Origin of the sequence: Micromonospora sp. NPDC000089, from assembly GCF_042899365.1 — a bacterium.
GTDB lineage: Bacteria > Actinomycetota > Actinomycetes > Mycobacteriales > Micromonosporaceae > Micromonospora.
Window position 1 is genome coordinate 50,642 of sequence record NZ_JBIAZT010000019.1, and the last position, 25,779, is coordinate 76,420.

Sequence of the window (25,779 nt, forward strand, 5' to 3'; positions counted from 1 at the left end):
GGAGATTCTTGCCCGCCGCGCCGGTGGCACCCGCCACCGTCGGCCGGTCACGCGGCCGGCAGCACCAGGGTGAACGTCGCTCCCTCGCCCGGCGCGCCGGCCACCTCGACCGTGCCGCGGTGCGCCCACGCCACGTGCTGCACCAGCGCGAGACCCAGCCCGAAGCGGCGACCGGCACCCGAGCTGCCGTGCGCGAACCGGTCGAAGAGCCGCTCCGCCTCCGCCGGGTCCAGCCCCACCCCGTCGTCGGCCACCTCCGCCCGCACCTCACCGGCGTCGCCGCGTACCCCCACCCGTACCCGACCGCCGGCGGGGACGTGGCCGACGGCGTTGTCGACCAGCGCGGTGAGCGCCCGGCGCAACGCGGTACGCGCTCCCCGCACGTCCGCCGGGCCGGCGTCGGCCAGCACCAGCTCGACCTCCCGGTCGCGCGCGTACGGGGCCATGCTGGTGACCACCTCGCGGGCCACCCCGGCCAGGTCGACCACGTCGTCCGGCAGCGGCCGGTGCTCGGCCGCCGCCGAGACGAGCAGGTCCTCCACCACCTCGCCGAGCGCCCGGGTGTCGGCGACCAGCTGGTCCAGCTGGTCGGTCAGCGCCGCGGCCGGCTCGGTACGCCCCCGCCGGGCCAGCAGCTGGGCCCGGGTGTGCAGCACGGTCAACGGGGTGCGCAGCTCGTGCGAGGCGTCGGCGACGAACCGGCGCTGCGCGGCCAGCGCGGCGGCCAGCGGGGCCACCGCCCGGCGGCCGAGCAGCCCGGCCACCACCAGGGCACCGGCGAGCCCGGCCAGCTCGGCCACGAGCAGCGCGCCGACCAGCTGGTCCCGTTGCCGGCGCAGCGGGCTCAGGTCGGCCGCCACCGCCCACCGGGTGCCGTCCGGATGCCGGTCGACCAGCACCCGGACCGGCCGGTCGTCGCCGGCCGAGGCGTCGAACCGGCCGGTCGGGCGGCCCAGGGCCCCGGTCAGCAGCGGGGTCAGGCCGGCCGGCGCCCCCCGGGTCACCTCCACCGCGCCCCCGGGCCGCTCCCGGGCGAGGTACTGCCCGGGCGGCGGGTCGTCGACGTCCTCCGCCGCGGCGATGACCCGGCCCAGCTGGTCGTCCAGCGCCCGGGACTGCTGGCGGCTGGTCAGCACGAACATCAGCGCCCCGACCAGCAGCAGCACCGCGCCGAGCGCACCCGCGGTCTGCGCGACGCTGCGCCGGCGGGCGCGGATGAGGCGGGCCTCGTCCACCGGGTTCAGGCCGTTCCGAGCCGGTAGCCGAGGCCGTGCACGGTGCGTACCGCGTCCCGGCCGAGCTTGCGGCGCAGGTGGTGGACGCAGGCGTCCACGGTGCCGGGCGCGTCGGCCCCGTCGAAGGCGTCCCGGAGCAGCTCCGCACGGCTGAACACCCGGCCCGGCCGGACGGCCAGCGCGTGCAGCAGCGCGAACTCCCGGGCGGAGAGCGGGATCTCGTCCGGCCCGTCGAGCACCCGGCGGTTGGCCACGTCGAGCCGGCGGTCGCCCACCGGCAGCCACCGCGCGTCGGCCCGGTGCCGCCGGCGCAGGGCCCGCAGCCGGGCCAGCAGCTCGTCCACCTCGAACGGCTTGACCAGGTAGTCCTCCGCGCCGGCGTCCAGACCGGCCACCCGGTCGGCGACCCCGCCCCGGGCGGTGAGCAGCAGCACCGGGCAGCTCACCCCGTGCGCCCGCAACCGGGCGACCAGGTCCACGCCGTCCAGGGCGGGCAGCCCCCGGTCGACCACCATCAGCTGGTATTCCCGGGTCAGCCCCTGGTGCAGTCCCCGGTGCCCGTCGGCGGCCACCTCCACCACGTAGCCCTCGCCCCGCAGCAGGTCGACGAGCAGGCCGGCGAGCGCGGGATCGTCCTCGACGAGCAGCAGGCGGGGCGGGGTGCTCTCCACCCGCCCAGTATTCACCCGCGCCCGGGCGGTCAGCCGGTGGCCGGGACCGGGTCGGCGTACTCGCCGGCCGGGCCGGTACGCAGCACCCCGTCGACCCGCGGCCAGGCGTTCGGCCGGCAGCCGTGCAGGCCGAGCGTCTGCTGCTGCATCACCGGCGCCGGGCCACCGGCCGCCGGGCAGAGCTCGTGCCCCCGACCCAGCCGGTGCCCCACCTCGTGGTTCAGCACGTACGCCCGGTAGGTGGCCAGGTCGCCGTAGCCGGGCACGGCGTGCGCCCAGCGGGCCACGTTGATCACCACCCGGTCGCCGGTGCGGCAGGAGGTGTAGTGGTCGGTCGGGTCCCCGCACAGCACGCCCCGGGTGACCGGGGTGGTCAGCATGACGGTGAAGTCGGCCGGCACGTCCGGGCCGACCCGTTGCAGCCGCCACCGGCCGCCGGCCGTCCAGCCCCGGCGGTCGGCCAGCACCACGGCGACCTCGCGGCCGAAGCGTTCCACGTCGATCCCGTCGATGCCGCCCTCCACCGCCACCCGGTAGCGCAGCAGTTGACCCGCGGTGCCGGCGACCGCGCCACGGGCGGTGGCGGTCCGCCAGGTGCCGGTGCCCCGCTCGGCGTAGCGCAGCGTCGGGCTGGCCGGCCCGACGGGCGGGCGGGTCGGCGCGGCGACCACCGGCGCGGGCGCCGCCGGGCGGGCCGGTGCGGGCACCCGCCGAACGTCGCCGATCAGCTCGTCGACCAGGTCGCGGCCGTCTCGGGTGGCGCCCAGGGCGCCGCCGCCGGCCAGCGTGAGGACCACCACCAGCACCACGGTCAGGGTGCCGGCGCGACCCGCCGCGCGGCGCCGTCCGCGGTGCCGGCCCCGGCCGGCCACCCCGCTCACCGTCACGCTCGCCACTCCTGGCCTCCGTTCCCGGTCGCCGAACTCCGCCGTGGAGTACGCGGCGCGGGCCCCGAAAGGATGAACGATCGAGGCACCGATTCCGCACCCGGTACCGTTGCCCGGCAGACATCCCCGGCGATCCGGACAGCGCCGGTTCCGTCGAACCCCGATCGAGAGGACCACCCGTGCCGGACGCCGACGCCCTCATCGCCGCCGCGGTCGCGGCGGTGCGCGGCACCGACGTACCCGACGCGGAGCGGAAGCTGGACCGGCTGGTGGTCGGCACCGGCGCCGCGGACGGCACCGCGGCGGTCGACGCCGCCCTGCTCCGCCGCCTGGTCACCGCCCTGGCCCGGCTCTGGCCGCGCGGCTGGCAGCCGGTCGACGTGGCCCGGATCGTGCCGCGCCGGCTCGGCCCGCGCGCCGGCCGGCTGGTGGTCGACGCGCTCGCCGCCCAGCGGCGGGAGCAGGCCGGCGACGTGCCGGCCTGGTGGGACGAGCAGCTCGACGGCCTGGCCGCCCGGGTGTGGTGGAAAGCCGACGCGGGCTGGCTGGTCGGCTGGGTGGCCCGCGAGGGCGAGGACCGGATCACCGCGCTGCGCGACGCGGTCGAGGTGCTGGCGCTGCTCGACGGCCTGCCCCCGGTGGCGATGCTGCGCCCGCCGCCCGGCGGCGCGCCGGTCACCGGCCGGCGCGCCCCGGCCGGGCCGAGCGGCTCACGGATCCTGGACCGGGTCCGGGCGCTGCTGGCCAAGGCCGAGTCGACCACCTTTCCGGCCGAGGCGGAGGCGCTGACCGGCAAGGCCCAGGAGCTGATCGCCCGGCACAGCCTGGACCGGGCGCTGGTCGAGGCGACCGCCGAGCGCCCCGACCTGCCCGGCGGGGTGCGGCTGGGCACCGAGGCCCCGTACGCGGGCGCGAAGGCGCTGCTGGTGCAGGAGGTGGCCGCGGCGAACCGGTGCGAGTCGGTCTGGTCCGACGACCTGGGCTTCGCCACCGTGCTCGGCTTCGCCGGTGACCTGGAGGCGGTCGAGCTGCTCTACACCTCGCTGCTGGTGCAGGCCACCACGGCGATGCTGCGCGGGCGGGCCGAGCGCAAGGCCCGCGGCCGGCGCACGAAGGCGTACGACGAGTCGTTCCTCAACGCGTTCGCGCTGCGCATCGGCGAGCGGCTGCGGGCCGCCGCCGACGAGGCGAACCGGCAGGCCGCCGAGTCGGCCGGGCCGGAGCGGCTGCTGCCCGTGCTGGCCGCCCGCTCGGACGCGGTGCGGGAGCGGATGACCGACCTCTTCCCCGGCGTCACCCGGAGCCGGTTGACCGTCCGGGACGCCGAGGGCTGGCACTCCGGCACCTCCGCCGCCGACCGGGCGTCGCTGGGCGCCGGCGGCGCGCCGCGCCCGCTGCCCGGCCGGCGCTGACCGCCCGGGACACAATTTCTCCGGTACGCCGGTCGGATCCGCGTCGTCGGCTCCGATCCCCTGCCGAGAGGCCACGCCGTGGCCGTACCCGAGGAGCACCGACGTGAAGTACATGCTGCTGATCTGGAACCGGCCCGGCTTCGTGGAAGGGCTCTCCGAGCGGGACCGCACCGAGCTCTTCGGCGAGGTGGACCAGATCATGAAGGAGCTGACCGCCTCCGGTGAGCTGGTCGGCGGCCAGGCGCTGGCCGATCCGTCGCAGACCCGTACCGTCCGGCTGGCCGGCGACCGGCCGGAGGTGACCGACGGGCCGTTCCTGGAGAGCAAGGAGCAGTTCGCCGGCTACCTGATGGTCGACTGCGACAGCCCGGAGCGGGCCGCCGAGATCGCCGCCGGCTGGCCGGACGTCCGGCTGGGCCTCGGCGTGCTGGAGGTGCGGCCGGTGATGGACGAGACCGGGACCGAGATGTGACCGACCGTCGGGTCGAGGACCTGCTGCGCGAGCTGGCGCCGCAGGTCCTCGGCACCCTGGTCCGCCGGCACGGCAACTTCGCCGCGTGCGAGGACGCCGTGCAGGAGGCGTTGCTCGCGGCGGCCACCGGCTGGCCGGAGCGCGGCGTGCCGGAGCAGCCGCGCGGCTGGTTGCTGACCGTGGCGGGCCGCCGGCTGACCGACGAGTGGCGCAGCGAGCGCGCCCGCCGGCAGCGCGAGGTCGCGGTGGCGCTGCGCGAGCCGGCGTACGCGACGGTCGCCCCGGCCGCCGACGCCGCCCCGGTCGAACGGGACGACAGCCTCGCCCTGCTGCTGCTCTGCTGCCATCCGGCGCTCGGCCGGTCCGCGCAGGTGGCGCTCACCCTGCGGGCGGTCGGTGGGCTGAGCACCGCGCAGATCGCCCGGGCGTACCTGGTGCCGGAGGCCACCATGAGCCAGCGGATCCGCCGCGCCAAGCAGCGGATCGAGGCGGCCGGCGCCCGGTTCTCGGCGCCCACGCCGGCCGAGCGGGCGGCCCGGCTGCCGGCCGTGCTGCGGGCGCTCTATCTGATCTTCAACGAGGGGTGGACCGCCTCCGCCGGGGCGCAGCTGCACCGGGCCGAGCTGACCGGCGAGGCGATCCGGCTCACCCGGCAGCTGCACCGGGCGCTGCCGACCGATGGCGAGGTGGCCGGGTTGCTGGCGTTGATGCTGCTCACCGACGCGCACCGGCCGGCGCGTACCGGGCCGGCCGGCGAGCTGGTGCCGCTGGCCGAGCAGGACCGGTCGCGGTGGGACCGGGCGGCGATCGACGAGGGGGTGGCCCTGGTGACCGCCGCGCTGACCTGGTCACCGCCGGGGCCGTACCAGTTGCAGGCCGCGATCGCCGCGGTGCACGCCGAGGCGCCCACCGCGGCCGGGACCGACTGGCCGCAGATCGTGGCGCTCTACCGGCTGCTCGCGGTGATCGCGCCCAACCCGATGGTCACCCTCAACCAGGCCGCCGCGGTGGCCATGGTGGACGGTCCGCGCGCCGGGTTGGCGCTGCTCGCCCCGCTCGACGCCGACGAGCGGGTGGCCGGGCACCACCGGTTGGCCGCCGTCCGGGCGCACTTGTGGGAGCTGGCCGGCGACCCGGTGGCGGCCCGGGCGGCGTACCGGGATGCGGCCCGGCGCACCACCAGCCTGCCGGAGCAGCGCTACCTGGAGCTGCGCGCGGCCCGGCTGTCGGGGCTCGGCTGACGCTGCGCCTCGGACGGTTGCCTCGCGGCGGAGTGGCCGGCGGTCAGACGTGGCAGTCGCGGTTCAGCCGGCGCGGCAGGTCGACGAGGCCGGTCTGCATCCAGGTCGCCGGGCTGTCCGCCTCGGCGCCCGCGTCGAGCCGCCCGGCGACGCCGGCGATCAGCTTCCTGATCCGCGGGTCCGTCGCCCGGTCGGCCTGCCCGCGCACGTCGTCGGCGAGGTCGGCCAGCGTGCCGGCGAGCTGACCGTTGAGCTGTTCCGGGGTGAGCTGCCGCCGGGTGGCCTCGGCCGAGTCCCGGGTGATCCGCCGGCTGCCGTCGACGATCAACGTGTCGACGGCCTGGCAGACGACGGCGGTGTTCGCGGCGTGCAGGAGCAGCGACGGGCTTGCGGTGGGGATCGCCGAGCCGGCGGGCGTGGCGGTGGGGCCGGCCGCGGAGGTGGGCGGGTCACCGGCGGTGGGCCCGGCGCTGATGGTCGGCCCGCCGGTCGCGCCGGTGGGGGCGCTCGACGGCGGTTCGTCTCCCGACCGCTGGCAACCGGTCGTGACGGCGGCGACGGCCGCCAGCGCGACGACGGCGGCGGAGCTGCGGAACATCGGCTACCCCGTTTCGGCTCTGCGCCGTCCGGCCGGGACGGCGGTACGTCGGTGTGGCGCGGGGGGACGTCGATCAGCCAACGACGCCGGACGATCCCGGGTCACGGCGCCCCGGGCACCGGCGCCGGTTACGCGGGACGGACAGCGGTGTCCCCACCGCGCACAGCGCGCCGGGCCGACCTGGGTCGGCCCGGCGCGCGGAAAAGCCGTGCTCAGCTCTTGAAGGCGTCCTTGATCTTCTCGCCGGCCTGCTTGATGTTGGACTTGGCCTGGTCGTTGCGACCCTCGGCCTCGAGGCTCTCGTTGTCCGTGGCGCGGCCGACGCCTTCCTTGATCTTGCCGGCGGTGTTCTCGGACGCGTTGTCGATCTTGTCGTCGATACCCATGCGATCCTCCTGGAAGCTGCTTCCTCCGACGCCCCGGATGTACCCCGGTGCCCGATCGCGGAAACCAGGGTCACCCGATCGTGCTCACCTTGGGTGATCGACCGTCGACCGGAAGCCGCGCAGTCGCAGGCTGTTGGCGACCACGAAGACCGACGAGAAGGCCATCGTGGCCCCGGCGATCATCGGGTTGAGCAGGCCCGCCGCGGCCAGCGGAAGCGCCGCCACGTTGTAGCCGAAGGCCCAGAACAGGTTGCCGCGGATGATCCCGATGGTGCGCCGGGCCAGCCGGATCGCGTCCACCGCGGCGGTCAGGTCGTCGCGGACCAGGGTGAGATCGGACGCCTCGATCGCCACGTCGGTGCCGGTACCCATGGCCAGCCCGAGGTCGGCCTGGGCGAGGGCGGCCGCGTCGTTGACGCCGTCGCCGACCATCGCCACCGAACGCCCCTGCGCCTGGAGCTGCCTGACCACGTCCACCTTGCCGGCCGGCAGCACCCCGGCGATCACCTGGTCGATACCCACCTCGGCGGCCACCGCCCGGGCGACCGTGGCGTTGTCCCCGGTGAGCAGCACCGGCGTCAGGCCCAGCCGGCGCAGCCCGTCGACCGCCGCCCGGCTGGTCGGCCGGGGCAGGTCGGCGACCGCGAGGACACCGCGGGCCCGCCCGTCCCAGCCGGCCAGCACGGCCGTCCGACCGGCGGCCTCCGCGTCGCTCACCGCGCGGGCCACCTCCCCGGGTACGTCCAGACCCCGCTCCCGCAGCAGCTCGGCCCGGCCGACCACGACCTCCCGGCCGTCCACGACGCCGGTCACGCCCCGCCCCTCGGCGTTGGCGAACCCGGTGACCGGCGGCAGCGCGCCGGCCTCCGCCGCGCCCGCGGCGAGCGCCCGGGCGATCGGGTGCTCGGAGCCGGCCTCCACCGCGCCGGCCAGCCGCAGCAGCGTGGCCCGGTCCTCGCCGGCGGCCGGGAGCACGTCGACCAGGGCCATCCGGCCGGTGGTCAGGGTGCCGGTCTTGTCCAGCACCACGGTGTCCACCCGACGGGTGGACTCCAACGCCTCCGGCCCCTTGATCAGGATGCCCAGCTGGGCGCCCCGGCCGGTGCCGACCAGCAGCGCGGTCGGGGTGGCCAGGCCGAGCGCGCACGGGCAGGCGATGATCAGCACGGCCACCGCCGCGGTGAACGCCGCGGTCGGTTCCGCCCCGGCGCCGAGCCACCAGCCGAGGGTGCCGACGGCCAGCGCGATCACGATCGGCACGAAGACCGCGGAGATCCGGTCGGCCAGCCGCTGCACGGCGGCCTTGCCGGTCTGCGCCTCCTCGACCAGCCGGGCCATCTGGGCCAGCTGGGTGTCCGCGCCGACCCGGGTGGCGGTGACCACCAGCCGGCCGCCGGCGTTGACCGTGGCGCCGACCACCGGGTCGCCCGGGCGCACCTCGACCGGCACCGACTCCCCGGTGAGCATGCTGGCGTCCACCGCCGAGACGCCCTCGTCGACCACGCCGTCGGTGGCGATCTTCTCGCCGGGGCGGACCACGAACCGGTCCCCGACCGCCAGCTGGTCGACCGGCACCCGGGTCTCGGCGCCGCCGCGCAGCACCGCCACGTCCCGGGCGCCGAGCTCCAGCAGCGCGCGCAGGGCGGCGCCGGCCGTGCGCTTGGCGCGGGCCTCGAAGTACCGGCCGGCCAGGATGAAGACGGTCACCCCGGCGGCCGCCTCCAGGTAGATCGCGCCAGCGCCGTCGGTGCGGGTGATGTCCAGCCGGAACGGGTGGGTCATCCCCGGCATCCCGGCGTCGCCGAGGAAGAGCGCCCAGAGCGACCAGCCGAACGCGGCCAGCGTGCCGATCGACACCAGGGTGTCCATCGTCGCGGCGCCGTGCCGCAGGTTGACCAGCGCGGCCCGGTGGAACGGCAGGCCCCCGTACACCACCACCGGGGCGGCCAGGGTCAGCGACAGCCACTGCCAGTAGTCGAACTGCCAGGCCGGCACCATCGCCAGCACGATCACCGGCACGGCGAGCACCGCCGAGACCCACAACCGGGTACGCGCCACCCGCAGCTCGTCCACCGGCGCGGCGGCCGGCTCGGCGCGGGCCGCCACCGGCGGGGGCGCCACCGCCGCGGTGTAGCCGGTCTTCTCCACGGTGGCGATCAGCTCGGCCGGGGTGACCCGGTCGGCGTACCGGACGGTGGCCTTCTCGGTGGCGTAGTTGACGCCCGCCTCGACGCCGTCCATCCGGTTGAGCTTCTTCTCGATCCGGGCGGCGCAGGACGCGCAGGTCATGCCGCCGATCGTCAGCTCGATCACGTTCGGCGCGACGGGGCGGGGTCGCTCGGTGGTGGTCATCACCGCACCTCCGGTCAGCTGTGTCCGTGGCCCGGGATGCCGTGTCCGGCGCTCGGGGTCGGGACGGCGGTCGGGGTGGTCGCCGGGGTGGCGGTGGTCGCCGGGGTGGCGTCGCCGGCCAGCACGGTGAACTCGGCCGTGCGGACCGTCCCGCCGTGCCGGAAGTCCAGGTACAGCCGGTACGCCCCGGCGGACGGCACCTCCGCGGAGAAGGTCACCGCCGGCCCGGCCGGGGTGCGCCCGTCGCCGGGCGTGCCCTCCGGGTGCACGTGCAGGTACGCCAGGTCGCCGTGGCGCAGCGCCACCAGGTGACCGTACGCTCCGAGGTAGGGCTGCAGGTCGGTGACCGGTCGGCCGCCCCGGCTCACGGTCAGGGCGAGCGGGCTGGTGCGCCCCGGCTGCGGGGTGCCGGTGAGGGTGACCGTGTAGCCGTCGACGGTGGTGCTGGTGGCGGGCGGGGGCAGCGGCCGGTTCTCAACCGGCCCGGGGACGGTGACGTCGACCCCGAGGGTCAGCGGCTCCCCACCCGACGGGGTGAAGTCGGCGAAGGCGCGCCAGACCCCGGGCCCGGCCAGCGGCGAGGCCACCCGCCAGGTGCCGTCGGCGCCCAGCTCGGGGTGGACGTGCCGGAAGCCGGACAGGTCGCGGCGGGCGACGATCAGGTGCATCCGCTTGTCGTGCGCGACGTCGAAGCGGGTGACCGGGGCGCCGTCGAGGCCGGTGATCCGGAAGGCGAACTCCCCGGCCGCGGCGGTCACCGGTTGCAGGGTGTAGCCGCGGTCGGAGACGAGCAGACCGCCGGGCAGCTGCGCGGCGGCGCCCGCGTCGTGGCCGCCGTGCGGGTCGGCGCCGCCGTGCGGGTCGTCCGCGCCGTGCGCCTCGGTGGCCTCGTGCCGGGTCTCGGCGGCCGGGGTGACGGGGTCGCCCAGCCGACCGACCCCGAACGCCGCGCCGAACACCGCCACGAGGCCGAGGGCGAAGCCGCCCAGCCTGGTCGCCGCGTTCATCGTCACCCCTCGGATTTCCGGTCGTCGCCGGTCACGCCGCCACGAGGTCGTAGCCGGCCTCGTCGACCGCGGCGCGCACGGCCTCGTCGTCGAGCGGGCGCTCGCTGGTCACGTCGACCCGGCCGGTGGCCAGCTCGACCCGCACGTCGGTGACCCCGGGGATCGCGCCGATCTCGGCGCGCACCGCGTCGACGCAGTGCCCGCAGGTCATCCCCCGCACCTGGTAACTACCGGTGGCCATGGCAACTCTCCCTCACCGTCGATCATACCCCCCAGGGGTAGGTCACCAGCGACGGTAACATACCCCCAGGGGGTACGCTATCCTGGTCGGCATGACCACACCGAGCACCCCGATCCGGGGCTACACGGCCAGCAAGGAGCAGCTGCTCGCGCGGCTGCGTCGGGTGGAGGGTCAGGTCCGCGGCATCGAGAAGATGGTCGACGACGACCGGTACTGCATCGACGTGCTCACCCAGATCTCCGCGATCCAGGCCGCCCTGGACAAGGTCGCGCTCGGCCTGCTCGACGGGCACGCCCGGCACTGCATGCGGGAGGGCGCGGCCGAGGGGCGCGCGGACGAGATGGCCGCCGAGATGATGGCCGCCGTCGGCCGGCTGATGAAGCGCGGCTGACCGCCCGCTCGCACCGGGTGGCCGGGTGGACACCCGGCGTCGCGCCGCCCATCCGCGGTGAACCGGCCGGCCGGCGCGACCGTACCCAGTCCCGACGCGTTCGCCGCCGCCCGCGCGACGGCCCGAGCCGGGAAAGGAGCACGCACACCGGATGATGAGACTCCGCTGCGTGACCGTCGACCGCCGCGCGCCCGACGATGGCGTCACTGGTCACACAACGCCATTGCGAAATAACGCTTTTGGTCGGGTTCTGGGCGTAGATCCGCAGTCCTCTTCTCGGGTAACGTCGCTGCCGGTCACCGCCGAAGGCGCGCACCGGCGTCTGCGGGGCCACCGCCCAATCGCCGCACGGCGAACCGGGGAACCAGGTTTCCGGGGTGAATCCGCGCCAGCGGTAGGGACCACTTCCGTCCCGAACCCGTCAGCTAACCCGGTCGGCGGTCGAGGGAAGGGAAAACTGTGACGGCACCCCTGCGCCGCTGGTGGACACCGGCGGTGGCCGTGCTGGCCGCGCTGACTGTCCTGGTCGGGCCGACCCCCGTGATCGCGGCGCCCTCGCCCCCGGCGCCGTCCGGGCACGAGGAGGACGACGACCCCAAGCTGCTCACCGACGTCATCGAGCTGCGCAACCGCGAGTACACCAAGGCCAAGGCGCAGCTGGCCACGTCGAAGAAGCGCCAGTCGCAGCTCGCCCTCGAGGTGCGCCGGGCCCAGGCGGAGCTGGACGAGCTGAAGCCGCTGGTCAACCAGATCGCCGCGCAGTCGTACCGCACCGGCCGGATCGGCGCCGCCGCGATGCTGCTGGAGAGCAACGCTCCGGACTCGTTCGTCAAGCGCGCCTCGGCGCTGGACGAGCTGAACATGGTCAACGAGCAGAAGCTCGCCAAGGTCACCGAGGCGAAGAACCGCGCCGAGGGCGCCAAGCTGGCCCTCGACGCCGAGGTGCGCGAGCAGCAGAAGCTCACCAACGACATGGCCCGGGAGAGCCGCGAGGCGGAGAAGGCACTCCAGCTCGTCGGCGGCGAGGGCTTCACCGGTGGCCTGGTCGACGCCACCTCACCGGTGGCCCGGCCCGCACCGGGGCGGTCGTCCGACGGCAGCTGGCCACCCCAGTCGCGCAGCGTGGACGACCCGACCACCTCCGGCACGATCACCCCGCGCACGCTGCACGCCTACCAGGAGGTGCGGCGGGCCGGCTTCAACCGGTTCGCCGGCTGCTTCCGCCCGGGTGGCCCGTGGGAGCACCCCAAGGGTCGGGCCTGCGACTGGTCGTTGCAGCGCAGCGGCTTCTCACCGTGGCACAACGACGACACCCGGATGTACGGCAACAACCTCGCCGCGTTCCTGATCCGCAACGCGGACCGGCTGGGCATCTACTACGTCATCTGGAACCGGCAGATCTGGTTCCCGGCGACCGGATGGAAGTCGTACCACGGGCCGTCGAACCACACCGACCACGTGCACATGTCACTGCTCTGACGCCCGCCGACCGAGGGCCGTCCCGCCGACCGCGGGGCGGCCCTCGTCGCGTACCCGGGTCGGTCAGCCGGCGACCGCGGCGGCGCCGCGCTGGGTGGGCAGATCGGCGGGGGCCGCGGCCACCGTCCGCACCTCACCGGCGGTGAGCCGGTACGACATGCCGACGACCGCGCACCGCCCGGCGGCCACCTCGGTGGCGAGCGCGGTGGAGTCGCGCAGCAGGGTCTCCACGGTCTGCGCGATGTGGATGTCCACGATCCCGTCGATGTCGTCGACGCCCTGCTCGGTGGCCCGCCGCAGGCTGGGCGCCACCGCGTCGACCACGGCCCGGAGGTGGCCGGCCGGCGCGGTGCCGGTGCGGGCGGCGTCCCGGGCGGCCTGCACCGCGCCGCACGAGTCGTGCCCGAGCACCACCACCAGCGGCGTGCCGAGGACGGTCACCGCGTACTCGACGCTGCCGAGCACCTCGGGGCCGGCGGTGTGCCCGGCGGTGCGGACCACGAAGAGGTCGCCGAGGCCGCGGTCGAAGATGATCTCGGCGGCGAGCCGGGAGTCGGAGCAGCCGACGATCACCGCGAAGGGGTGCTGCCCGTCGGCCACCGCGGCCCGGTGGCCGGCGTCCTGGTTCGGGTGGCGCGGTGCGCCGGTGACGAAGCGCCGGTTGCCCTCGTGCAGCTCGGCGAGCGCCTGGGCGGGAGTGGTCGGGGCCATTGCCTCACCTCGGTCTGTGATCGGCCAGCTAGTCCCGGCCGGCGACGGAGGCGGCCGCCGCTCCACGGTCACACCGCACCCAAGATACGTCAAGCTTTACGTGATACACATTTCACGCTTCGGGCCTCGTTCCCCAGAGAATCGGCGAAAACGGACAGGCGGCGGAGGCCGACCCGGAAATCCCGAGCCGAGCGCCATACCATGTCGGGCATGGCGACGACAGCGAACGACAAGGGGAGCGGGAGGAACTGGACGTTCCTCACCAACCACGGGCACGTGCTGCTCGCCATCGCCCGGAACCCCACCGCCCGGCTGCGGGACGTGGCCGACGAGGTCGGGGTGACCGAACGGGCCGCCCAGGCGATCGTCGCCGACCTGGAGGCCGACGGCTACCTGCACCGGACCAGGGTCGGCCGGCGCAACGAGTACACGATCAACCCCGGCGGCCACTTCCGGCACCCGGCGGAGGCGGATCAGCAGGTCGGCGCCCTGCTCGCGCTCTTCACCGACGCACCCGCGGACGCCGACTCCTGACCGCCGCCGGCGGCCGCTGACCCGCGGCTAACTCCCGCGGCGCGACCCGCCCCGGCCGCCGTCCAGGAGGGAGCGAGTGGTCCGGGTCACCCCTCGACGCCGACCACCGGCCCTGCGGGGTACGTCGGCACCGGCTAGGTTGGTGGGATGTTGGCTGCGGCGTACTCCCGTCCATTCTGGGCGGCCACGCCACGCGCCATGCGCGACCTGGTCCGGCTCGCGCTGACCGCCCTGGTGCTGGCCGGCGGCCTCGGCGCCGCGGTCGCCACCCCCGCCGCCGCAGCCGGGCCGCACCCGGTGAACGCTTCCGCCGCCGGACCGACCGCCGCCGACCCGGCGACCACCGCGCACCTCCCGGCACCCGGGACGGCCCGCGCGGTCACCGGCCTCCCGGCCGCCACGCAGGATCACGTCACGGCGCACGCGCCGGCCTTCGGGATCGCCGGCCTTCCGGCCACCGTCGTCGACCGCGGGCCCGTCGATCGTCCGGCGGACGCGGGCGTCGTCCAGCCGACCGGTGGTGCGGGCTCGACCACCGCCGGGCCGGCCCCGGCCGCCGTCCCACTGCCTTCCCCGCGGCTCACGGCCGCCTCGACCGACCGCCTGCCCGTCGGGGGCGAGGTCACCGCGACGACGGACCCGGTCCGCGAGGCCACCGGCCGGCGAGGTCCGCCCCGGCGCTGAGCCGGGCCACCCCGTCCCGGCGCAGCCGCGACCCACGGCGGTCGTGCCGCGCCCCACCCCGACGGGGTACGCCGGCCGCTCCGCTCGTCCGTCCACATCGTTCCCACCGTGAGGTGCTGGTGATGCAGACCGTCTTCTCCGCAGTCCTGCCCGACGTCCCCGCCGCCGCCCTGATCTGGCTGGCCCTGCTGGCCGTGGCCGCCGTGGCGGTGGCCGGCCTGGTGGTCCGACCGGACCTGTTCCGGCTCGCCCTGGCCGGCCGGTTCCAGGAGGCCGCCTTCCCCGGCGATCCCGACCGGGCCGCCGAGCAACGGGAACGCAGCCGGTACGTGCAGGAGGTGACGGTGGCGGCCGACCGCGCGGCGGCGACCGCCGCGCGTCGGCGGGCCGCCTGGCTGGCCGTCCAGGAGGAGGTGGAGGCGGCCTGGGAGGCGTACCAGGCCGCCGAGGCGGACGTCCGCCGGCTCGCCGCGGCCGCCGCCGTGCCGTCACCGCGGACGGTCCGCACCCCCGCCGAGTACGCCGACCGCGAGCGGTACCTGCACCGGGCGGCCGAGGCGGCCCACGAGCGCGGAGACCTGTCGGCCGAGCAGCTGGCCGACGCCCTGGCCCACCGCGACGGGTGGGACCCGCGGCGGCACCCGGTGGAGCAGGAGCTGATGCTGTACCGCGCGGTGCGGGACAACCGGGCGAAGCAGCACTTCGCCGCGGCGGTGCGGGAGCAGGCCGCCTGGCGGGACGCCGAGCTGGCCACCGCGGCCGCCCGCAGCCTGCGGGACGAGGTGTTCGCCGCCCCGAGCCGGAAGTCGGAGCCGGTGCCGTCCGTGCTGCCGATGCCGGACATGCGACGGCCCGAGCCGGCCCGCGAGGCCACCCCGCCGGCCCGCGGCCGAGCCGCGGTCGCCGCGTACTGACTCGCCGCCGCGTACTGACCCGGCGGCCGCAGCCCCCCGCGCACCGAGCGGACCGGCGCGGGGTGGGCTAGCGTGACGGCATGTCCCGGGATGCGTGGGTCCTCGTGGTGGTCGGCGGCATCCTGGCGCTGGCCACGCTGGTCGGCGCGGTGCTGCTGGCGATCCGGGTGGTGCGCACCCGCCGGATGCTCGGCGCCCTCGGGGTCGGCGGCAAGTGGGCGTTCTACGGCGCGCTGATCTACACCGTGCTCCCGATCGACCTGCTCCCCGACCCGATCTACCTGGACGACATGGGCGTGCTGGCCGGGGCGCTGTTCGTGCTGACCCGGCTGGTCCACCAGCGCCGGCTGGCCGCCCAGCGGCTGCCCGGCCAGCCCGACACTCCCGGAGACCAGGGCCGGGTACGCGTGCCATGATCGGAACCGGACCGGGAGCCCCACCGGCCCCGGACGGAGGACGGACATGGCCAGCCACACCCTGGACCCGCGTGACGAGCGGGTCCTCACCTTCTGCCGCGAGCGGCACCTCGCGACGCTGACCACCCTGCGCGCCGACGGCACCCCGCACGTGGTGCCGGTCGGCGTCACCGTCGATCCGGCCGCCGGGCTGGCCCGGGTGATCACCTCGGGCGGTTCCGCGAAGGCCCGGCACGTGGCCGCGGCCGGCGAGGCGGGCACCCCGGTGGCGGTCTGCTCCGTCGACGGCCGCTGGTGGCTGACCGTGGAGGGGCGGGCGGTGCTGCGCACCGATCCGGAGTCGGTGGCCGACGCCGAGCGCCGGTACGCCGAGCGCTACCGCCAGCCCCGCCCCAACCCGGAACGCGTGGTCATCGAGATCGCGGTCACCCGCCTCCTCGGCAGCCTCCCCCCGCTCGAGGCCTGACCCCGCCCCCGCCCCCGCGCCCGCCCGAGCCGAGCCGCAATTTCACGGAAATAGTGGCCTCCTGGCCGCCGGAGGCCACTATTTCCGTGCAAGAGGGCGATCATCGGGCGCGGGGGCGGTCAGTGGGGCGGGGTGGGGCGGGGCGGTCAGCGGCGGGCGACCTCGTCGACCAGGCCGGCCAGCAGCGCGACCCGGGGCACCACCGAGTCGAGATCCAGCCACTCGGCGGGGCTGTGGTCGTCGCCGCCGATCGGGCCGAGCCCGTCCAGCACCGTCGCGCCCGCCTCGGCCAGCAGGTTCGCGTCCGCGCAGCCGCCGGTCGCGGTGTGCGAGACCGGTAGGCCCAGTCCCGCGCCGACCTTGGCGGCCAGCTCGGTCAGCCAGCCCTGCTCCGGCCCCGGCTCCCAGGGCGGGGTGGGGGCGTGCACGGTCAGCTCGGCGCGTACCCCGGCGACGGCCGGCGCGGCGACCAGCCGGCGGATCTCGGCGAGCGCGGCGGCGTACTCGCCGGTCCGCCAGGCCCGCAGGTCGACCAGCATCCGGGCCCGGTCGGCCACCACGTTGGGCCGGCCGCCGGACTCCAGCACCCCGACGTTGACGGTCACCCCGGGCCACCGCCCGTTGAGCGCGTCCAGCGCGACGGTCAGCCGGGCGGCGGCGAGCAGCGCGTTGACCCCGCGCTCCGGCTCGATGCCGGCGTGCGCCGCCCGCCCGCGCAGCTGGATCTCCAGGTCGGCCACGCCCTTGCGGGCGGACACCAGGTCACCGTTGTCGCGGGCGCACTCCAGGCAGAGCGCCACGTCGGCCTCCGCCCCGAGGGTACGCAGCATCGGCCGGCTGCCCGGCGAACCGATCTCCTCGTCCGGTGTGCAGACCAGCACCAGCTCGCCGTACTCCTCGCGGCCCAGCGCGACCAGCGCCTCGACCGCCGCGAGCCCGGCCAGCAGGCCGCCCTTGTCGTCGCTGACCCCCGGCCCGTACGCCCGCCCGTCGTGCACCCGGAACGGCCGGGTGGCCGCGGTGCCGGGCGGGAAGACCGTGTCGAGGTGACCGGCAAGCAGAATCCGCCGTCGGCCGCGACCGCGCCGCCGGGCGACCAGCACGTCCCCCAGCGGTACGCCGGACGGGTCGGCGACCGGCTCCCGCTCGACCGCCAGCCCGGCCGCCAGGCACCAGGTGTGCACCAGGTCGGCGGCCGCGCGCAGGCCGTCGACCTGGCCGGAGCCGGAGTCGACCGCGACCAGCCGGGCCAACCGCTCGTGGTACGCCCCGAGCCGGTCCCCGGCGGCGGTGAGCAGCGGATCCATCAGAGCACCTTGTCGAGGAAGGCGCGGGTGCGCTCGTGGCGGGGGTTGCCGAGCACCTCGGCCGGGGTGCCGGACTCGACCACCACGCCTCCATCGAGGAACGCGACGCTGTCGGCGACCTCGCGGGCGAAGCCCATCTCGTGGGTGACCACCACCATGGTCATACCGTCCGCGGCCAGCCCCTTCATCACGTCCAGCACGTCGCCGACCAGCTCCGGGTCGAGCGCCGAGGTGGGCTCGTCGAAGAGCATCAGCTTGGGGTGCATGGCCAGCGCCCGGGCGATCGCCACCCGCTGCTGCTGGCCGCCGGAGAGCTGACCGGGGTAGGCGTCGGCCTTTTCCCCGAGCCCGACCCGCTCCAGCAGCCGCAGCGCCTCGGCGCGGGCCTTGTCGCGCGGGGTGCCGAGCACCCGCACCGGCGCCTCGATCACGTTGCCGAGCGCGGTGAGGTGCGGGAAGAGGTTGAACCGCTGGAACACCATGCCGATGTCCCGCCGGCGGCGGGCCACCTCGCGCGGCTTGAGCTCGTGCAGCTTGTCACCCTGGCGGCGGTAGCCGACCAGGTCGCCGTCCACCCAGAGCTGGCCGCCGTCGATCCGCTCCAGGTGGTTGATGCAGCGCAGGAAGGTGGACTTGCCGGAGCCGGACGGCCCGAGCAGGCAGCTCACCTCGCCGGGCGCGACGGTCATGTCGATGCCCTTGAGCACCTCGACCGGGCCGAACCGCTTGGTCACGCCCTCGGCCCGCACCATCGGCCGGGTCTCCGTCGCGGTGCTCCGCTCGGTCGCGGTCTGGTCGGTCACGCTCATCGGACGCCTCCCCGGGAGAAGCCGCGGCCGAACCGCCGCTCGATCAGCCACTGGCCGGCCGAGAGCAGGCTGACCAGGGCGAGGTACCAGATCGCCGCCACCAGCAGCAGCGGGATCACCTTGTAGTTGGCCTGGTAGACGGTCTGCACGGCGGTCATCAGGTCCCGCCCGGCGATCACCGACACCAGCGCGGTCGACTTGAGCATGGTGATGGTCTCGTTGCCCATCGGCGGGATGATCACCCGCATCGCCTGCGGCAGCACCACCCGGCGCAGGGTGAGCGTGGGGCTCATGCCGAGCGCGGCGGCGGCCTCGGTCTGGCCCTGGTCGACGGCGAGGATGCCACCGCGGATCACCTCGGCGGCGTAGGCCATCTCGTTGAGCGACAGGGCGAGCACGGCCGCGACCGTCCCGGTCACCACCACGCTGGTCGGCTTGTCGAACAGGATCGTGCCGGTGAACGGCACGGTGAGGCTGATCCGCGGGAAGAGCGCGCCGAGGAAGCCGAAGAAGATGATCTGCACCAGCAGTGGGGTGCCGCGGAAGACCCAGATGAACGCCCAGGAGACGCCGCGCAGCACCGGGTTCTCCGACAGCCGCATCACCGCCAGCAGGACGCCGCCGACGGTGCCGAGCACCATCGCCAGCAGGGTGAGCCAGAGCGTGGTGACCACGCCCTTGAGGACGTAGTCCTTGAACAGGTAGCTGCCGATGGTGCCGGGTTCGAGGTTGGGGCTGTCGAACAGGGCCCGGAGGAACAGGGCCGCCAGGCCGACCACGAGCAGCGCGGTCGCCCAGCGTCCGTAGTGGCGTACGGGGACGACCCGTACGGTCTCGGTGTCGCTCGTCATGTTGGAGCCTCCTGCGGCGGTCGCCGGGCGCCTCCGGGCCCGCCCTCACGGATTCGGAGGGCGCCCGGCGACCGCGGTCCTAGGGGGTGGTGGTCCGCCGGGTCAGTCGATGGCCTGGTCGATGGTGGCCTGCTTGACCGCGATCGGGTCCTGCTTCCACTGGGCGAGGATCTTGCCGTAGGTGCCGTCGTCGATCAGGGACTGCACGGCGGCCTGGTACGCCTGGGCCAGCTCCTTGTTGGCCTTCAGGAAGCCGAAGCCGTTGGGGCTGGCCAGCCAGCCGTTCGGGGCGGACTGGTCGTCGACCAGCTCGGCCTTGCCGGTGAGCGAGCCGGCGGTGTCGACCAGGTTCACCTTGGTGGCCGCGACGATCTCCACGTTGCCGGCGAGCATGGCCTGCACGGCCTGCGGGTTCTCCGGGTACTCCTTGACCTCGATCGCCTTGCCGGCGCAGCTGTCCTTGGAGTAGGTCGCCAGGTTCTTCGCCTGGTTGCTGGCCTTCTGCACGGCGACCTTGCGCCCGCAGAGGTCGGCCACGGTCTTCACCGCGAGCGGGTTGCCGGTCTTGACCAGGAAGCCGGTGCCGGAGGCGGAGTAGTCGACGAAGGTGGCGACCTGCTGGCGCTCCTTCTTGTCGGTGATGCCGCCGGCGATGGCGTCGTACTTGGCGGCCTGGAGGCCGGGGACGAGGCCGTCGAACGGCTGCTGGGTGAAGCTGGCCTTCAGCCCGAGCCGGGCCGAGGCGGCCTGGAACAGGTCGTAGTCGAGGCCCTTGAACTCGTCGTTCTTGCCCTCGACCTTGAAGTCGATGAACGGCTGGTAGGGGGCGTTGGTGGCGACGGTGACGGTGCCGCGGCCGCGCACGTCGGACGGGACCTTTCCGGCCAGGGCGGTGTCGGTCTTGACCTCGCCGACGCCGTCGACGGTGACCGAGACCTGCTTGACCTCGCCGCCGGAGCCGGCGGCGTCGGTGCCACCACAGGCGGCGGTGGCGGCGAGGAGGGCCGTGGTCGCGCCGACCAGGGCCAGGGAACGGATGCGCATGAGGTGTCCTTCCGGGGGCCAGAACGAACCAGCCCTCGGACTGTAACGCACGTTACGATTTCGATGGGGTTACGATTTTCTGTAACGTGCCGTTCAGTCGCTGCCGAACGTCTGCTGCGCCGCCTCCATCGCCCGCAGCCGGCTCCCGGCGACCGGCCCGAGCCGGTCGATCAGGGCCGCGACCAGCGTCTCGACCAGTGCCAACGCCGGCACGAAGCTGTCGTACGCCGACGGCGACTCGACCCGGCTGGGCAGCACCACCTCGGCCAGGCCGGCCACCGGCGAGAGCCACCGGTCGGTGAAGAGCACCACCTTGGCGCCCCGGGAGGTCACCTCCCGGGCCAGCGCCAGGGTCGGCTCCTCGTACCGGCGGAAGTCGAAGAGCGCGACCAGGTCCCGGCGGCCGACGTCGACCAGCATGTCGGTGCGCTCGACCGGGGTACGCGGCAGCAGCCGGCTGTTGCCGCGCACCTGCATCAGGTGCAGCACCAGGTAGTGGGCGAGCAGCCCGGAGAACCGGCCGCCGGCGGCGGTGACCCGCAGCTGCTGGTCGGCGAAGAGGCGCACCGCGGCGTCCAGCTCGCCCTGGGGCAGCTCGGCGAGGGTGCCGGCGACCGCGTCCGGCAGGGTCGCCGCGGCCCGGGGCAGCGCGCCCTGCGGCGGCGACCCGGTGCGCTCCGCCGCCCGGTACGCCGACAGCGGCGAGGTCTCCCGCTCGGCCAGCTCGTCGCGCAGCGCCCGCTGGAATTCCGGGTACCCGCCGAAGCCCAGCCGGGACAGGAACCGCAGCACGGTCGGGGCGCTCACCTCGGCCCGCTCGGCCAGCGCGGCGACCGTGCCCAGCCCGGCGGCCGGGTACGAGGCGAGCAGCGACCGGGCCACCCGACGCTCGGCCGGGCTGCACTCGCCGAGCCGCTGCCGGATCAGCGCGGCCACGCCGACGGCGTGCGGTTCTTCCACTTCGGGGTTCGACACGCGCTGAGCGCAACCGGGCGCGGAGTGGGGTCCCGCCCACTCCGCGCCCGGCCCGGGGCGGCGATCAGGACCTGGACACCGTGCAGGTGTAGTCGGCGGTGCCGGAGCCGGCGTACGCCTCCAGGTCGAGGTAGTAGGTCGCCGACCCGGCGGCGGTCCGGGTGAGGGTGACCGACTCGTCGGCGCCGGCGCCGTTGTTCACCGACCGGGTCAGCGTGCTCCCGGTGGAGCCGAGCAGGTAGAGGTCGGCGTCGTACGCGGTCGGGACGTCGCAGTTCGCGGTGAGCGTCTGTCCACTGCCGAGGGTTAGTGCGAAGTAGTCGCGGTCGGTGGTGCTCTTCATGTCACCGGTCAGGGTGAGCGGGTAGGACTGGGCGGAGACGTCGTTGGCCGCCGTCCGGGAGTCGTTCGGCTCCACCTCGGCGTAGCCCGACCCACCCGACGGCGGCGGTGGCGGGGTCGAGCAGTCGGTGACCGGGGTGCCGCTGTAGAGGCTGGCGCTCGGCACGCCGGCGGTCACGCTCTTCAGGTAGTACCCGCAGGTCGGCCGGTTGGCGAAGTTGTAGGTCTGGCCGCTGGCCAGCTTCCAGATCTTGAAGTTGGAGTAGGTGAGCGGCTGCCCGGAGGCGGCCACCTCCGGCTGGTGGTCACCGAGCACGACGTACGCGCTCGGCCCGCTGAGCGTGCCCAGCCCGGCCTTGTCGATGTAGATCGAGGCGCCCTCCTCGATCCCCACCCCGTACGCCTTGCCGCCGCCGACCAGGCCGTCCTTGAGCGCCCGGGCGACGAAGGCGAAGGTGCGCCCCATCCGGTCCCGGGTGACGAAGTGCGAGTCGTTGATCGTGTTGGCGTAATTGGGCCAGCGGAACATCCCGGTGGTGAAGGTCAACGACGAGTCGTACGGGTTGCCGAGGGCGATCGCCGAGGTGGTGCTGGCGGTGCAGGCGTCGTACACCACGTCGCTGTTGACGTGCAGCCCGGCGCTGCCGCCGCCGACGCCGCCACCCTTGGCCACCACGGACTCGACGGACGCCTCCAGCGCGGTGCCCTTCCAGGCCACGTACCGGCACTGGTCGCCGCCGGCGAAGTAGACGAACTCGGCGTTGCGGATGTCGCTGTTGACCTGGCTGTCGTTGCCGTCGGCGGCGGCGGTCAGGGTGAGCGTGGTGCAGGAGTTGACCCCGGCCAGCGGGGTGATCGCGTCGCACTCCGGGGTGGTGTTGCCGGAACCGGCGATCACCACCACGTCGATGCTGCCCGTGCCGCCGCGGATGGCGTTGATCGCCTGGGTCATGGTGGCGGTGACGATCCCGCCCGAGCCGTTCATGGTGTACGCCGGGCCGGACCAGGCGGTCCGGCTGACGTCGCTGGTGCTGCCCTGGCGGACCCGGCTGACCTGGGCCTGTGCGGCGGTCACCCCGATCGGGGCGAGGGTGAGCAGGGCGGCCGCGGCGGCCACCAGGGACAGTCGGCGGGGGTTGCGGGCGGGGAACATGGGCACCTCCGAGGGGCCACGGATCGATGAAACAGAAGTTACATCCATTACGGTCACTGCTCAATACGTAACTTCTGTTACAGCTCGATGACGGTTCCGTCGGGCCGGCCGTTCGGTGATCACCTCCCTCACCGGCCTGCCCACCCCGCTCAGGCCGCCGCCGCCCTGAACCGCCGGTGCCCCACCCGCGCCCGGCCGGGGGGCAATGTGCGGACGGAGCGGTATGACTCTGCGTCATATCTATGACGCAGAGTCATACCGCTCGTTGTTCGATCCACCCGCCCAGGCCAGCCTGCCCGCGCAGGCCAACCCCACCCGCGCAGACCGACCCCACCCGCGCAGGCCGACCCGCCGAGCAGGCCAGCTCGCTGCGGCAGGGCCGCGGGCCAGGCAGCCCGTCAGACCGGGCGGATGCCGATCACCGCGTCCACGAACGAGGTGGTCGACCCGGCGCGGTAGCCGGCGAAGCCGCGGCCGCGGGTCACCTCGGCGGCGAACTGCGGGTCCTTCTCGTACGAGGTGCCGGAGGTCGAGGCGCACCCGGCCTGGTCGACCAGCCCCTCGGCGAGCCCCACCAGCACGTAGTTGTAGAACACGTCGTCCGAGGCCGGCACGGTGCACGGGCCGGCGGCCGGGGTGACCCGCTGCTTGCCGGCGGCGATCACCGGCTGCCAGCGCTCGGCCCGGTACCGGTCACCGTCGGTCAGCCGGCTCCACCGCACACCCTCGATGCCCCACACCCCGCCGGTGCTGGTCACCCGGGCCCGGCGCAGGTCGAGCACGCTGACGCCGCGCTGGCCGATCACCCGCAGCGACCGGTGCCCGGCACCGACACCGGTGACCTCCAGCGCGGTGTTCTCGTCCAGCCCGAACACCCGGTCGTTGCCGGTGTCCGAGGCGAGCCGAATCGAGCGCGCCTCCCGGCCCCGCCGGGAGAAGTGCGTGTCCAGCAGCCCGTCGGTGAAGAAGCCGAAGCCACCCTTGGGCAGGTAGCCGAGCACGTCCGCGTCGTCGAAGTAGCCCGGCTTCGCGCCGTCGCGCAGGCCCGGCTCGGTGGAGCCACCGGTCATCATGTCCTTGCCGGCCATGATCTGCGCGCCGGCGCTGGTGCCCGAGACCACCGCGCCGGAGCGCAGCTTGCGCCGGACGGCGGCCAGCGCGGCGGTGTCCCGCTGGGCCGTGCCCCGGGTCATCGTGGTGACGTACCGGTACTGGTCGCCACCGCCGAAGAAGAAGCCGGTCATCGAGTTGATCTGCTTGACCACGGCCGGGTCCTCGGCGGCCCCCGGGTGGTCCAGGTCGATCGGGATCCACTGCGCGTCCGCGACGCCGTAGGTCTTGAACAGCTTGGTGTAGTAGTCGCCGTTGCAGACGCTGTTGTTGCAGTCCGGGGTGTTCGCGTCCGGGTCCTCGGACGGCACCGGGGCGCCCGCGGTGACGATGCCGATCCGGGCCTTTCCGCGACCACCGGCCAGCCGGACGATGTCGTCGTAGACGGCCGCGTTGTCGTCGGCCAGGGCGCCGCCGACCAGCACCAGGCTGCCGCCGGAGTGCTGGTGGTGGGACGGGCCGGCCGAGGCGGGCGCGGCGAAGGCCGGCACGCTCAGCACGACCGCGGCTCCCGCGCTGACCCCCAGGGTCAGCAGGCGGTTCAAGGGCATGACTGCTCCTCACTGGAGACCGTGAGGGCGGGCCGAGTGGAAGCGTACGGCAGGGTGAGCCGGCCCACAACGGGTCGTGCCCTCCCGTCACGGGGACGGGAGGGCACGACCGCGCGGGCTCAGCGGGTGAGGATCTGCTCGAGCACGTCGTGCACGTGGGTGTTCGGGTGCTTGCCGGTGAACTGCTCCGCCAGCGGGCCGTACGCGGTGACCGGCACGTCGACGCCGGTGTGGCCGCTGGTGGTCCAGTCCAGGTTGAAGCTCAGGCTGCTGCCCTTGATCGGGAACGGCCCGTCCTCGCGGGAGATGCCGTCGCCGGACTCGTCGGCGGTGCCGGTGTCCTCGACGGTCAGGCCGCCGCACTCGTGGTCACCGGTCACCACGACCAGGGTGTCCCGGTGGGTCGCCGCGTAGTTGCGGGCGACCGCCACGGCCTTCTCCAGCTCGCCGAGGGCCTGGAGCATCTTGCCGCCGTTGTTCTCGTGGGCGAACTCGTCGATGCCCTCCTCCTCGACGAAGAGGAAGAAGCCCTTCTTGTTCTTCGAGAGGGTGTCCAGCGCCTTGGTGGTCATCGTGGCCAGGCTGGCCGGCGGGTTGTAGAGGTCGCCCTCGCCCTCCGGCCGCTGCTGGAACAGCTCCTCGTTGCCGAACAGGCCGAGCAGCTTGCCGTTGCGCACCTTGGCCTTGGCCAGCTGGTCGGCGGTGGAGACGTACTGGTAGCCGGCCTTGCGGGCCTTGGCGATCAGGTCGCCCTTGGTGCCCTTGCTGGCCTCGCTCGGGTCCTCGGCCGGGTGGTCCGGGTACGCGCCGGCCTTGTCGGCGGGCAGCCACCAGTCCTCGCCGCCGCCGAGGATGACGTCCGGCTTGGTGACCTCGATGTACTGCCGGGCAATCTCGTCCTGCGCCGAGCGGTTGGCGGTGTTGGCGAAGAACGCGGCCGGGCTGGCGTCGGTGACCTGGGCGGTGGTGACCAGGCCGGTGGCCTTGCCGGCGGCCTTGGCCTGGGCGCCCAGGGTCGGCAGCGGGTTGCCGTCGGTGTCGACGCTGATCGCGCCGTTGTAGGTCTTCTCGCCCGTGGACCACGCGGTGGCCGCGGCGGCGGAGTCGGTGATCGGCGACTTCGGGTCGCGCGGGCTGGTGGTGAGCTGCCCGGAGTAGGGCAGCTTGTCCATGGTCAGCTGGCCCTCGAGGCCGGCCAGGTAGAGGCGGGCCGCCTCGCGCTGCGCGGCGGACATGCCGTCGCCGTTGATGAAGATGACGTTGCGAGCCTTGCCGTGACCCGAGCCGGCGTCGGCGGCCGTGATCGGGTTGGCGAAGCTCAGTCCGGCGGCGGCGACTGCCCCCGCGACGACGGGAGCGAGCAGCCAGCGGCTGGAGCGGAGAGTCACTAGTCCTCCTAGCGAATGGGCATTGGCACCTTCTACGCAACAACCAGTACCGGCCCGGGAGCTGGCCGGGAGTTGAACAGGCGCCGACCATCGACCAACTTTTGTCGCCTCGGGCAACGATCTTGAGAATCGCCCGCCCAGCCGCTGGCCCG

General features: G+C 74.8%; 27 protein-coding genes and 1 riboswitch. Of the genes, 10 read left to right on the plus strand and 17 right to left on the minus strand.

Annotation, left to right across the window (positions count from 1 at the left end; translation table 11 throughout):
* Positions 1-47 precede the first annotated feature (47 nt).
* From ACFY3U_RS25345 to ACFY3U_RS25355, 3 genes are read right to left on the minus strand one after another with little or no spacing between them, the layout of a single operon-like run.
* Positions 48-1,235, minus strand: coding sequence for a sensor histidine kinase (locus ACFY3U_RS25345; protein WP_387206068.1), 1,188 nt, complete (start codon positions 1,233-1,235; stop codon positions 48-50).
* Positions 1,236-1,240: 5 nt separating this feature from the next.
* Positions 1,241-1,906: a response regulator transcription factor gene (locus ACFY3U_RS25350; RefSeq protein ID WP_387206070.1), complete on the minus strand. Its 666-nt coding sequence runs from the start codon at positions 1,904-1,906 to the stop codon at positions 1,241-1,243.
* A 29-nt stretch (positions 1,907-1,935) separates the two neighbouring features.
* On the minus strand, positions 1,936-2,802 hold the full coding sequence (locus ACFY3U_RS25355) for a DUF3152 domain-containing protein (RefSeq protein ID WP_387206072.1): 867 nt from the start codon (positions 2,800-2,802) through the stop codon (positions 1,936-1,938).
* A 170-nt stretch (positions 2,803-2,972) separates the two neighbouring features.
* On the opposite strand from ACFY3U_RS25355, the gene ACFY3U_RS25360 reads away from it, so the two are divergent.
* The 3 genes from ACFY3U_RS25360 (at position 2,973) to ACFY3U_RS25370 (ending at position 5,918) form a co-directional block, all read left to right on the plus strand.
* Complete coding sequence (locus ACFY3U_RS25360; protein WP_387206073.1) at positions 2,973-4,205, plus strand: DUF2786 domain-containing protein; 1,233 nt, start codon at positions 2,973-2,975, stop codon at positions 4,203-4,205.
* Between the two features lie 112 nt (positions 4,206-4,317).
* Positions 4,318-4,677 (plus strand): YciI family protein, encoded by a 360-nt coding sequence (locus tag ACFY3U_RS25365; RefSeq protein WP_387206170.1) that lies wholly within the window; start codon positions 4,318-4,320, stop codon positions 4,675-4,677.
* Entirely contained in the window at positions 4,674-5,918 is a 1,245-nt protein-coding gene (locus tag ACFY3U_RS25370; RefSeq protein ID WP_387206075.1) for an RNA polymerase sigma factor, read from the plus strand. Before ACFY3U_RS25365 ends, ACFY3U_RS25370 begins: the two co-directional genes overlap by 4 nt.
* Before the next feature lie 43 nt (positions 5,919-5,961).
* On the opposite strand, the gene ACFY3U_RS25375 is transcribed toward ACFY3U_RS25370, so the two are convergent.
* The 5 genes from ACFY3U_RS25375 to ACFY3U_RS25395 form a co-directional block, all read right to left on the minus strand.
* The gene (locus ACFY3U_RS25375) at positions 5,962-6,516 is read right to left on the minus strand and encodes a hypothetical protein (protein WP_387206077.1); all 555 of its coding nucleotides are present in this window, start codon (positions 6,514-6,516) and stop codon (positions 5,962-5,964) included.
* A gap of 212 nt (positions 6,517-6,728) precedes the next feature.
* Positions 6,729-6,902, minus strand: a complete 174-nt coding sequence (locus tag ACFY3U_RS25380; RefSeq protein ID WP_387206079.1) for a CsbD family protein — start codon at positions 6,900-6,902, stop codon at positions 6,729-6,731.
* 84 nt (positions 6,903-6,986) lie between these two features.
* Positions 6,987-9,254 carry a heavy metal translocating P-type ATPase gene (locus ACFY3U_RS25385; RefSeq protein WP_387206081.1) on the minus strand — a complete coding sequence of 756 codons (2,268 nt, stop codon included), beginning with the start codon at positions 9,252-9,254 and terminating at the stop codon, positions 6,987-6,989.
* A 14-nt stretch (positions 9,255-9,268) separates the two neighbouring features.
* Complete coding sequence (locus tag ACFY3U_RS25390; protein ID WP_387206083.1) at positions 9,269-10,261, minus strand: hypothetical protein; 993 nt, start codon at positions 10,259-10,261, stop codon at positions 9,269-9,271.
* A gap of 31 nt (positions 10,262-10,292) precedes the next feature.
* Positions 10,293-10,502 (minus strand): heavy-metal-associated domain-containing protein, encoded by a 210-nt coding sequence (locus ACFY3U_RS25395; RefSeq protein ID WP_387206085.1) that lies wholly within the window; start codon positions 10,500-10,502, stop codon positions 10,293-10,295.
* Between the two features lie 91 nt (positions 10,503-10,593).
* Here ACFY3U_RS25395 and ACFY3U_RS25400 point away from each other — a divergent pair, with 91 nt between their 5' ends.
* Together ACFY3U_RS25400 and ACFY3U_RS25405 are read left to right on the plus strand one after the other, a co-directional pair.
* Positions 10,594-10,893: a metal-sensitive transcriptional regulator gene (locus ACFY3U_RS25400; protein ID WP_387206087.1), complete on the plus strand. Its 300-nt coding sequence runs from the start codon at positions 10,594-10,596 to the stop codon at positions 10,891-10,893.
* A gap of 324 nt (positions 10,894-11,217) precedes the next feature.
* A riboswitch (cyclic di-AMP (ydaO/yuaA leader) is annotated at positions 11,218-11,348 on the plus strand.
* Between the two features lie 4 nt (positions 11,349-11,352).
* Positions 11,353-12,372 carry a coiled-coil domain-containing protein gene (locus tag ACFY3U_RS25405; protein ID WP_387206089.1) on the plus strand — a complete coding sequence of 340 codons (1,020 nt, stop codon included), beginning with the start codon at positions 11,353-11,355 and terminating at the stop codon, positions 12,370-12,372.
* A gap of 63 nt (positions 12,373-12,435) precedes the next feature.
* Here the strand turns inward: ACFY3U_RS25405 and ACFY3U_RS25410 are convergent, their stop codons facing one another.
* Positions 12,436-13,083 carry a carbonic anhydrase gene (locus tag ACFY3U_RS25410; protein ID WP_387206091.1) on the minus strand — a complete coding sequence of 216 codons (648 nt, stop codon included), beginning with the start codon at positions 13,081-13,083 and terminating at the stop codon, positions 12,436-12,438.
* 201 nt (positions 13,084-13,284) lie between these two features.
* On the opposite strand from ACFY3U_RS25410, the gene ACFY3U_RS25415 reads away from it, so the two are divergent.
* The 5 genes from ACFY3U_RS25415 to ACFY3U_RS25435 all read left to right on the plus strand — a co-directional run bounded on the left by ACFY3U_RS25415 (position 13,285) and on the right by ACFY3U_RS25435 (position 16,097).
* Positions 13,285-13,617 carry a helix-turn-helix transcriptional regulator gene (locus tag ACFY3U_RS25415; protein WP_387206093.1) on the plus strand — a complete coding sequence of 111 codons (333 nt, stop codon included), beginning with the start codon at positions 13,285-13,287 and terminating at the stop codon, positions 13,615-13,617.
* Positions 13,618-13,764: 147 nt separating this feature from the next.
* Positions 13,765-14,301, plus strand: a complete 537-nt coding sequence (locus ACFY3U_RS25420) for a hypothetical protein (RefSeq protein ID WP_387206095.1) — start codon at positions 13,765-13,767, stop codon at positions 14,299-14,301.
* Between the two features lie 122 nt (positions 14,302-14,423).
* Positions 14,424-15,215 (plus strand): hypothetical protein, encoded by a 792-nt coding sequence (locus ACFY3U_RS25425; RefSeq protein WP_387206097.1) that lies wholly within the window; start codon positions 14,424-14,426, stop codon positions 15,213-15,215.
* An 80-nt stretch (positions 15,216-15,295) separates the two neighbouring features.
* Positions 15,296-15,631, plus strand: a complete 336-nt coding sequence (locus ACFY3U_RS25430; RefSeq protein ID WP_387206099.1) for a DUF1232 domain-containing protein — start codon at positions 15,296-15,298, stop codon at positions 15,629-15,631.
* A 46-nt stretch (positions 15,632-15,677) separates the two neighbouring features.
* Positions 15,678-16,097, plus strand: a complete 420-nt coding sequence (locus ACFY3U_RS25435; protein ID WP_387206101.1) for a pyridoxamine 5'-phosphate oxidase family protein — start codon at positions 15,678-15,680, stop codon at positions 16,095-16,097.
* A gap of 146 nt (positions 16,098-16,243) precedes the next feature.
* Here ACFY3U_RS25435 and ACFY3U_RS25440 read toward each other — a convergent pair whose 3' ends face one another.
* The 8 genes from ACFY3U_RS25440 to ACFY3U_RS25475 form a co-directional block, all read right to left on the minus strand.
* Complete coding sequence (locus ACFY3U_RS25440) at positions 16,244-17,404, minus strand: M20 family metallopeptidase (protein ID WP_387206103.1); 1,161 nt, start codon at positions 17,402-17,404, stop codon at positions 16,244-16,246.
* Positions 17,404-18,213, minus strand: a complete 810-nt coding sequence (locus ACFY3U_RS25445) for an amino acid ABC transporter ATP-binding protein (protein WP_387206105.1) — start codon at positions 18,211-18,213, stop codon at positions 17,404-17,406. The genes ACFY3U_RS25440 and ACFY3U_RS25445 overlap by 1 nt, the downstream gene beginning before the upstream one ends.
* Positions 18,210-19,064: an amino acid ABC transporter permease gene (locus ACFY3U_RS25450; RefSeq protein ID WP_387206107.1), complete on the minus strand. Its 855-nt coding sequence runs from the start codon at positions 19,062-19,064 to the stop codon at positions 18,210-18,212. The genes ACFY3U_RS25445 and ACFY3U_RS25450 overlap by 4 nt, the downstream gene beginning before the upstream one ends.
* Positions 19,065-19,166: 102 nt before the next feature.
* Positions 19,167-20,108, minus strand: a complete 942-nt coding sequence (locus ACFY3U_RS25455; protein WP_387206109.1) for a transporter substrate-binding domain-containing protein — start codon at positions 20,106-20,108, stop codon at positions 19,167-19,169.
* A gap of 93 nt (positions 20,109-20,201) precedes the next feature.
* Positions 20,202-21,083, minus strand: a complete 882-nt coding sequence (locus ACFY3U_RS25460; protein ID WP_387206111.1) for a MurR/RpiR family transcriptional regulator — start codon at positions 21,081-21,083, stop codon at positions 20,202-20,204.
* Positions 21,084-21,147: 64 nt separating this feature from the next.
* Entirely contained in the window at positions 21,148-22,578 is a 1,431-nt protein-coding gene (locus ACFY3U_RS25465) for a hypothetical protein (RefSeq protein WP_387206113.1), read from the minus strand.
* Positions 22,579-22,976: 398 nt separating this feature from the next.
* Complete coding sequence (locus tag ACFY3U_RS25470) at positions 22,977-24,239, minus strand: cyanophycinase (RefSeq protein WP_387206115.1); 1,263 nt, start codon at positions 24,237-24,239, stop codon at positions 22,977-22,979.
* A gap of 119 nt (positions 24,240-24,358) precedes the next feature.
* Entirely contained in the window at positions 24,359-25,627 is a 1,269-nt protein-coding gene (locus ACFY3U_RS25475; RefSeq protein WP_387206117.1) for an alkaline phosphatase, read from the minus strand.
* Between the last annotated feature and the right edge of the window lie 152 nt (positions 25,628-25,779).

Excerpts from the sequence above, each read along its gene's own strand:
- ACFY3U_RS25365 (WP_387206170.1), top strand. The coding sequence starts at position 4,318 with ATGCTGCTGATCTGGAACCGGCCCGGCTTCGTGGAAGGGCTCTCCGAG.
- ACFY3U_RS25375 (WP_387206077.1), bottom strand. The coding sequence starts at position 6,516 with ATGTTCCGCAGCTCCGCCGCCGTCGTCGCGCTGGCGGCCGTCGCCGCC.
- ACFY3U_RS25380 (WP_387206079.1), bottom strand. The coding sequence starts at position 6,902 with ATGGGTATCGACGACAAGATCGACAACGCGTCCGAGAACACCGCCGGC.
- ACFY3U_RS25385 (WP_387206081.1), bottom strand. The coding sequence starts at position 9,254 with ATGACCACCACCGAGCGACCCCGCCCCGTCGCGCCGAACGTGATCGAG.
- ACFY3U_RS25390 (WP_387206083.1), bottom strand. The coding sequence starts at position 10,261 with ATGAACGCGGCGACCAGGCTGGGCGGCTTCGCCCTCGGCCTCGTGGCG.
- ACFY3U_RS25395 (WP_387206085.1), bottom strand. The coding sequence starts at position 10,502 with ATGGCCACCGGTAGTTACCAGGTGCGGGGGATGACCTGCGGGCACTGC.
- ACFY3U_RS25400 (WP_387206087.1), top strand. The coding sequence starts at position 10,594 with ATGACCACACCGAGCACCCCGATCCGGGGCTACACGGCCAGCAAGGAG.
- ACFY3U_RS25410 (WP_387206091.1), bottom strand. The coding sequence starts at position 13,083 with ATGGCCCCGACCACTCCCGCCCAGGCGCTCGCCGAGCTGCACGAGGGC.
- ACFY3U_RS25415 (WP_387206093.1), top strand. The coding sequence starts at position 13,285 with ATGTCGGGCATGGCGACGACAGCGAACGACAAGGGGAGCGGGAGGAAC.
- ACFY3U_RS25420 (WP_387206095.1), top strand. The coding sequence starts at position 13,765 with ATGTTGGCTGCGGCGTACTCCCGTCCATTCTGGGCGGCCACGCCACGC.
- ACFY3U_RS25425 (WP_387206097.1), top strand. The coding sequence starts at position 14,424 with ATGCAGACCGTCTTCTCCGCAGTCCTGCCCGACGTCCCCGCCGCCGCC.
- ACFY3U_RS25430 (WP_387206099.1), top strand. The coding sequence starts at position 15,296 with ATGTCCCGGGATGCGTGGGTCCTCGTGGTGGTCGGCGGCATCCTGGCG.
- ACFY3U_RS25435 (WP_387206101.1), top strand. The coding sequence starts at position 15,678 with ATGGCCAGCCACACCCTGGACCCGCGTGACGAGCGGGTCCTCACCTTC.
- ACFY3U_RS25440 (WP_387206103.1), bottom strand. The coding sequence starts at position 17,404 with ATGGATCCGCTGCTCACCGCCGCCGGGGACCGGCTCGGGGCGTACCAC.
- ACFY3U_RS25445 (WP_387206105.1), bottom strand. The coding sequence starts at position 18,213 with ATGAGCGTGACCGACCAGACCGCGACCGAGCGGAGCACCGCGACGGAG.
- ACFY3U_RS25450 (WP_387206107.1), bottom strand. The coding sequence starts at position 19,064 with ATGACGAGCGACACCGAGACCGTACGGGTCGTCCCCGTACGCCACTAC.
- ACFY3U_RS25455 (WP_387206109.1), bottom strand. The coding sequence starts at position 20,108 with ATGCGCATCCGTTCCCTGGCCCTGGTCGGCGCGACCACGGCCCTCCTC.
- ACFY3U_RS25465 (WP_387206113.1), bottom strand. The coding sequence starts at position 22,578 with ATGTTCCCCGCCCGCAACCCCCGCCGACTGTCCCTGGTGGCCGCCGCG.
- ACFY3U_RS25470 (WP_387206115.1), bottom strand. The coding sequence starts at position 24,239 with ATGCCCTTGAACCGCCTGCTGACCCTGGGGGTCAGCGCGGGAGCCGCG.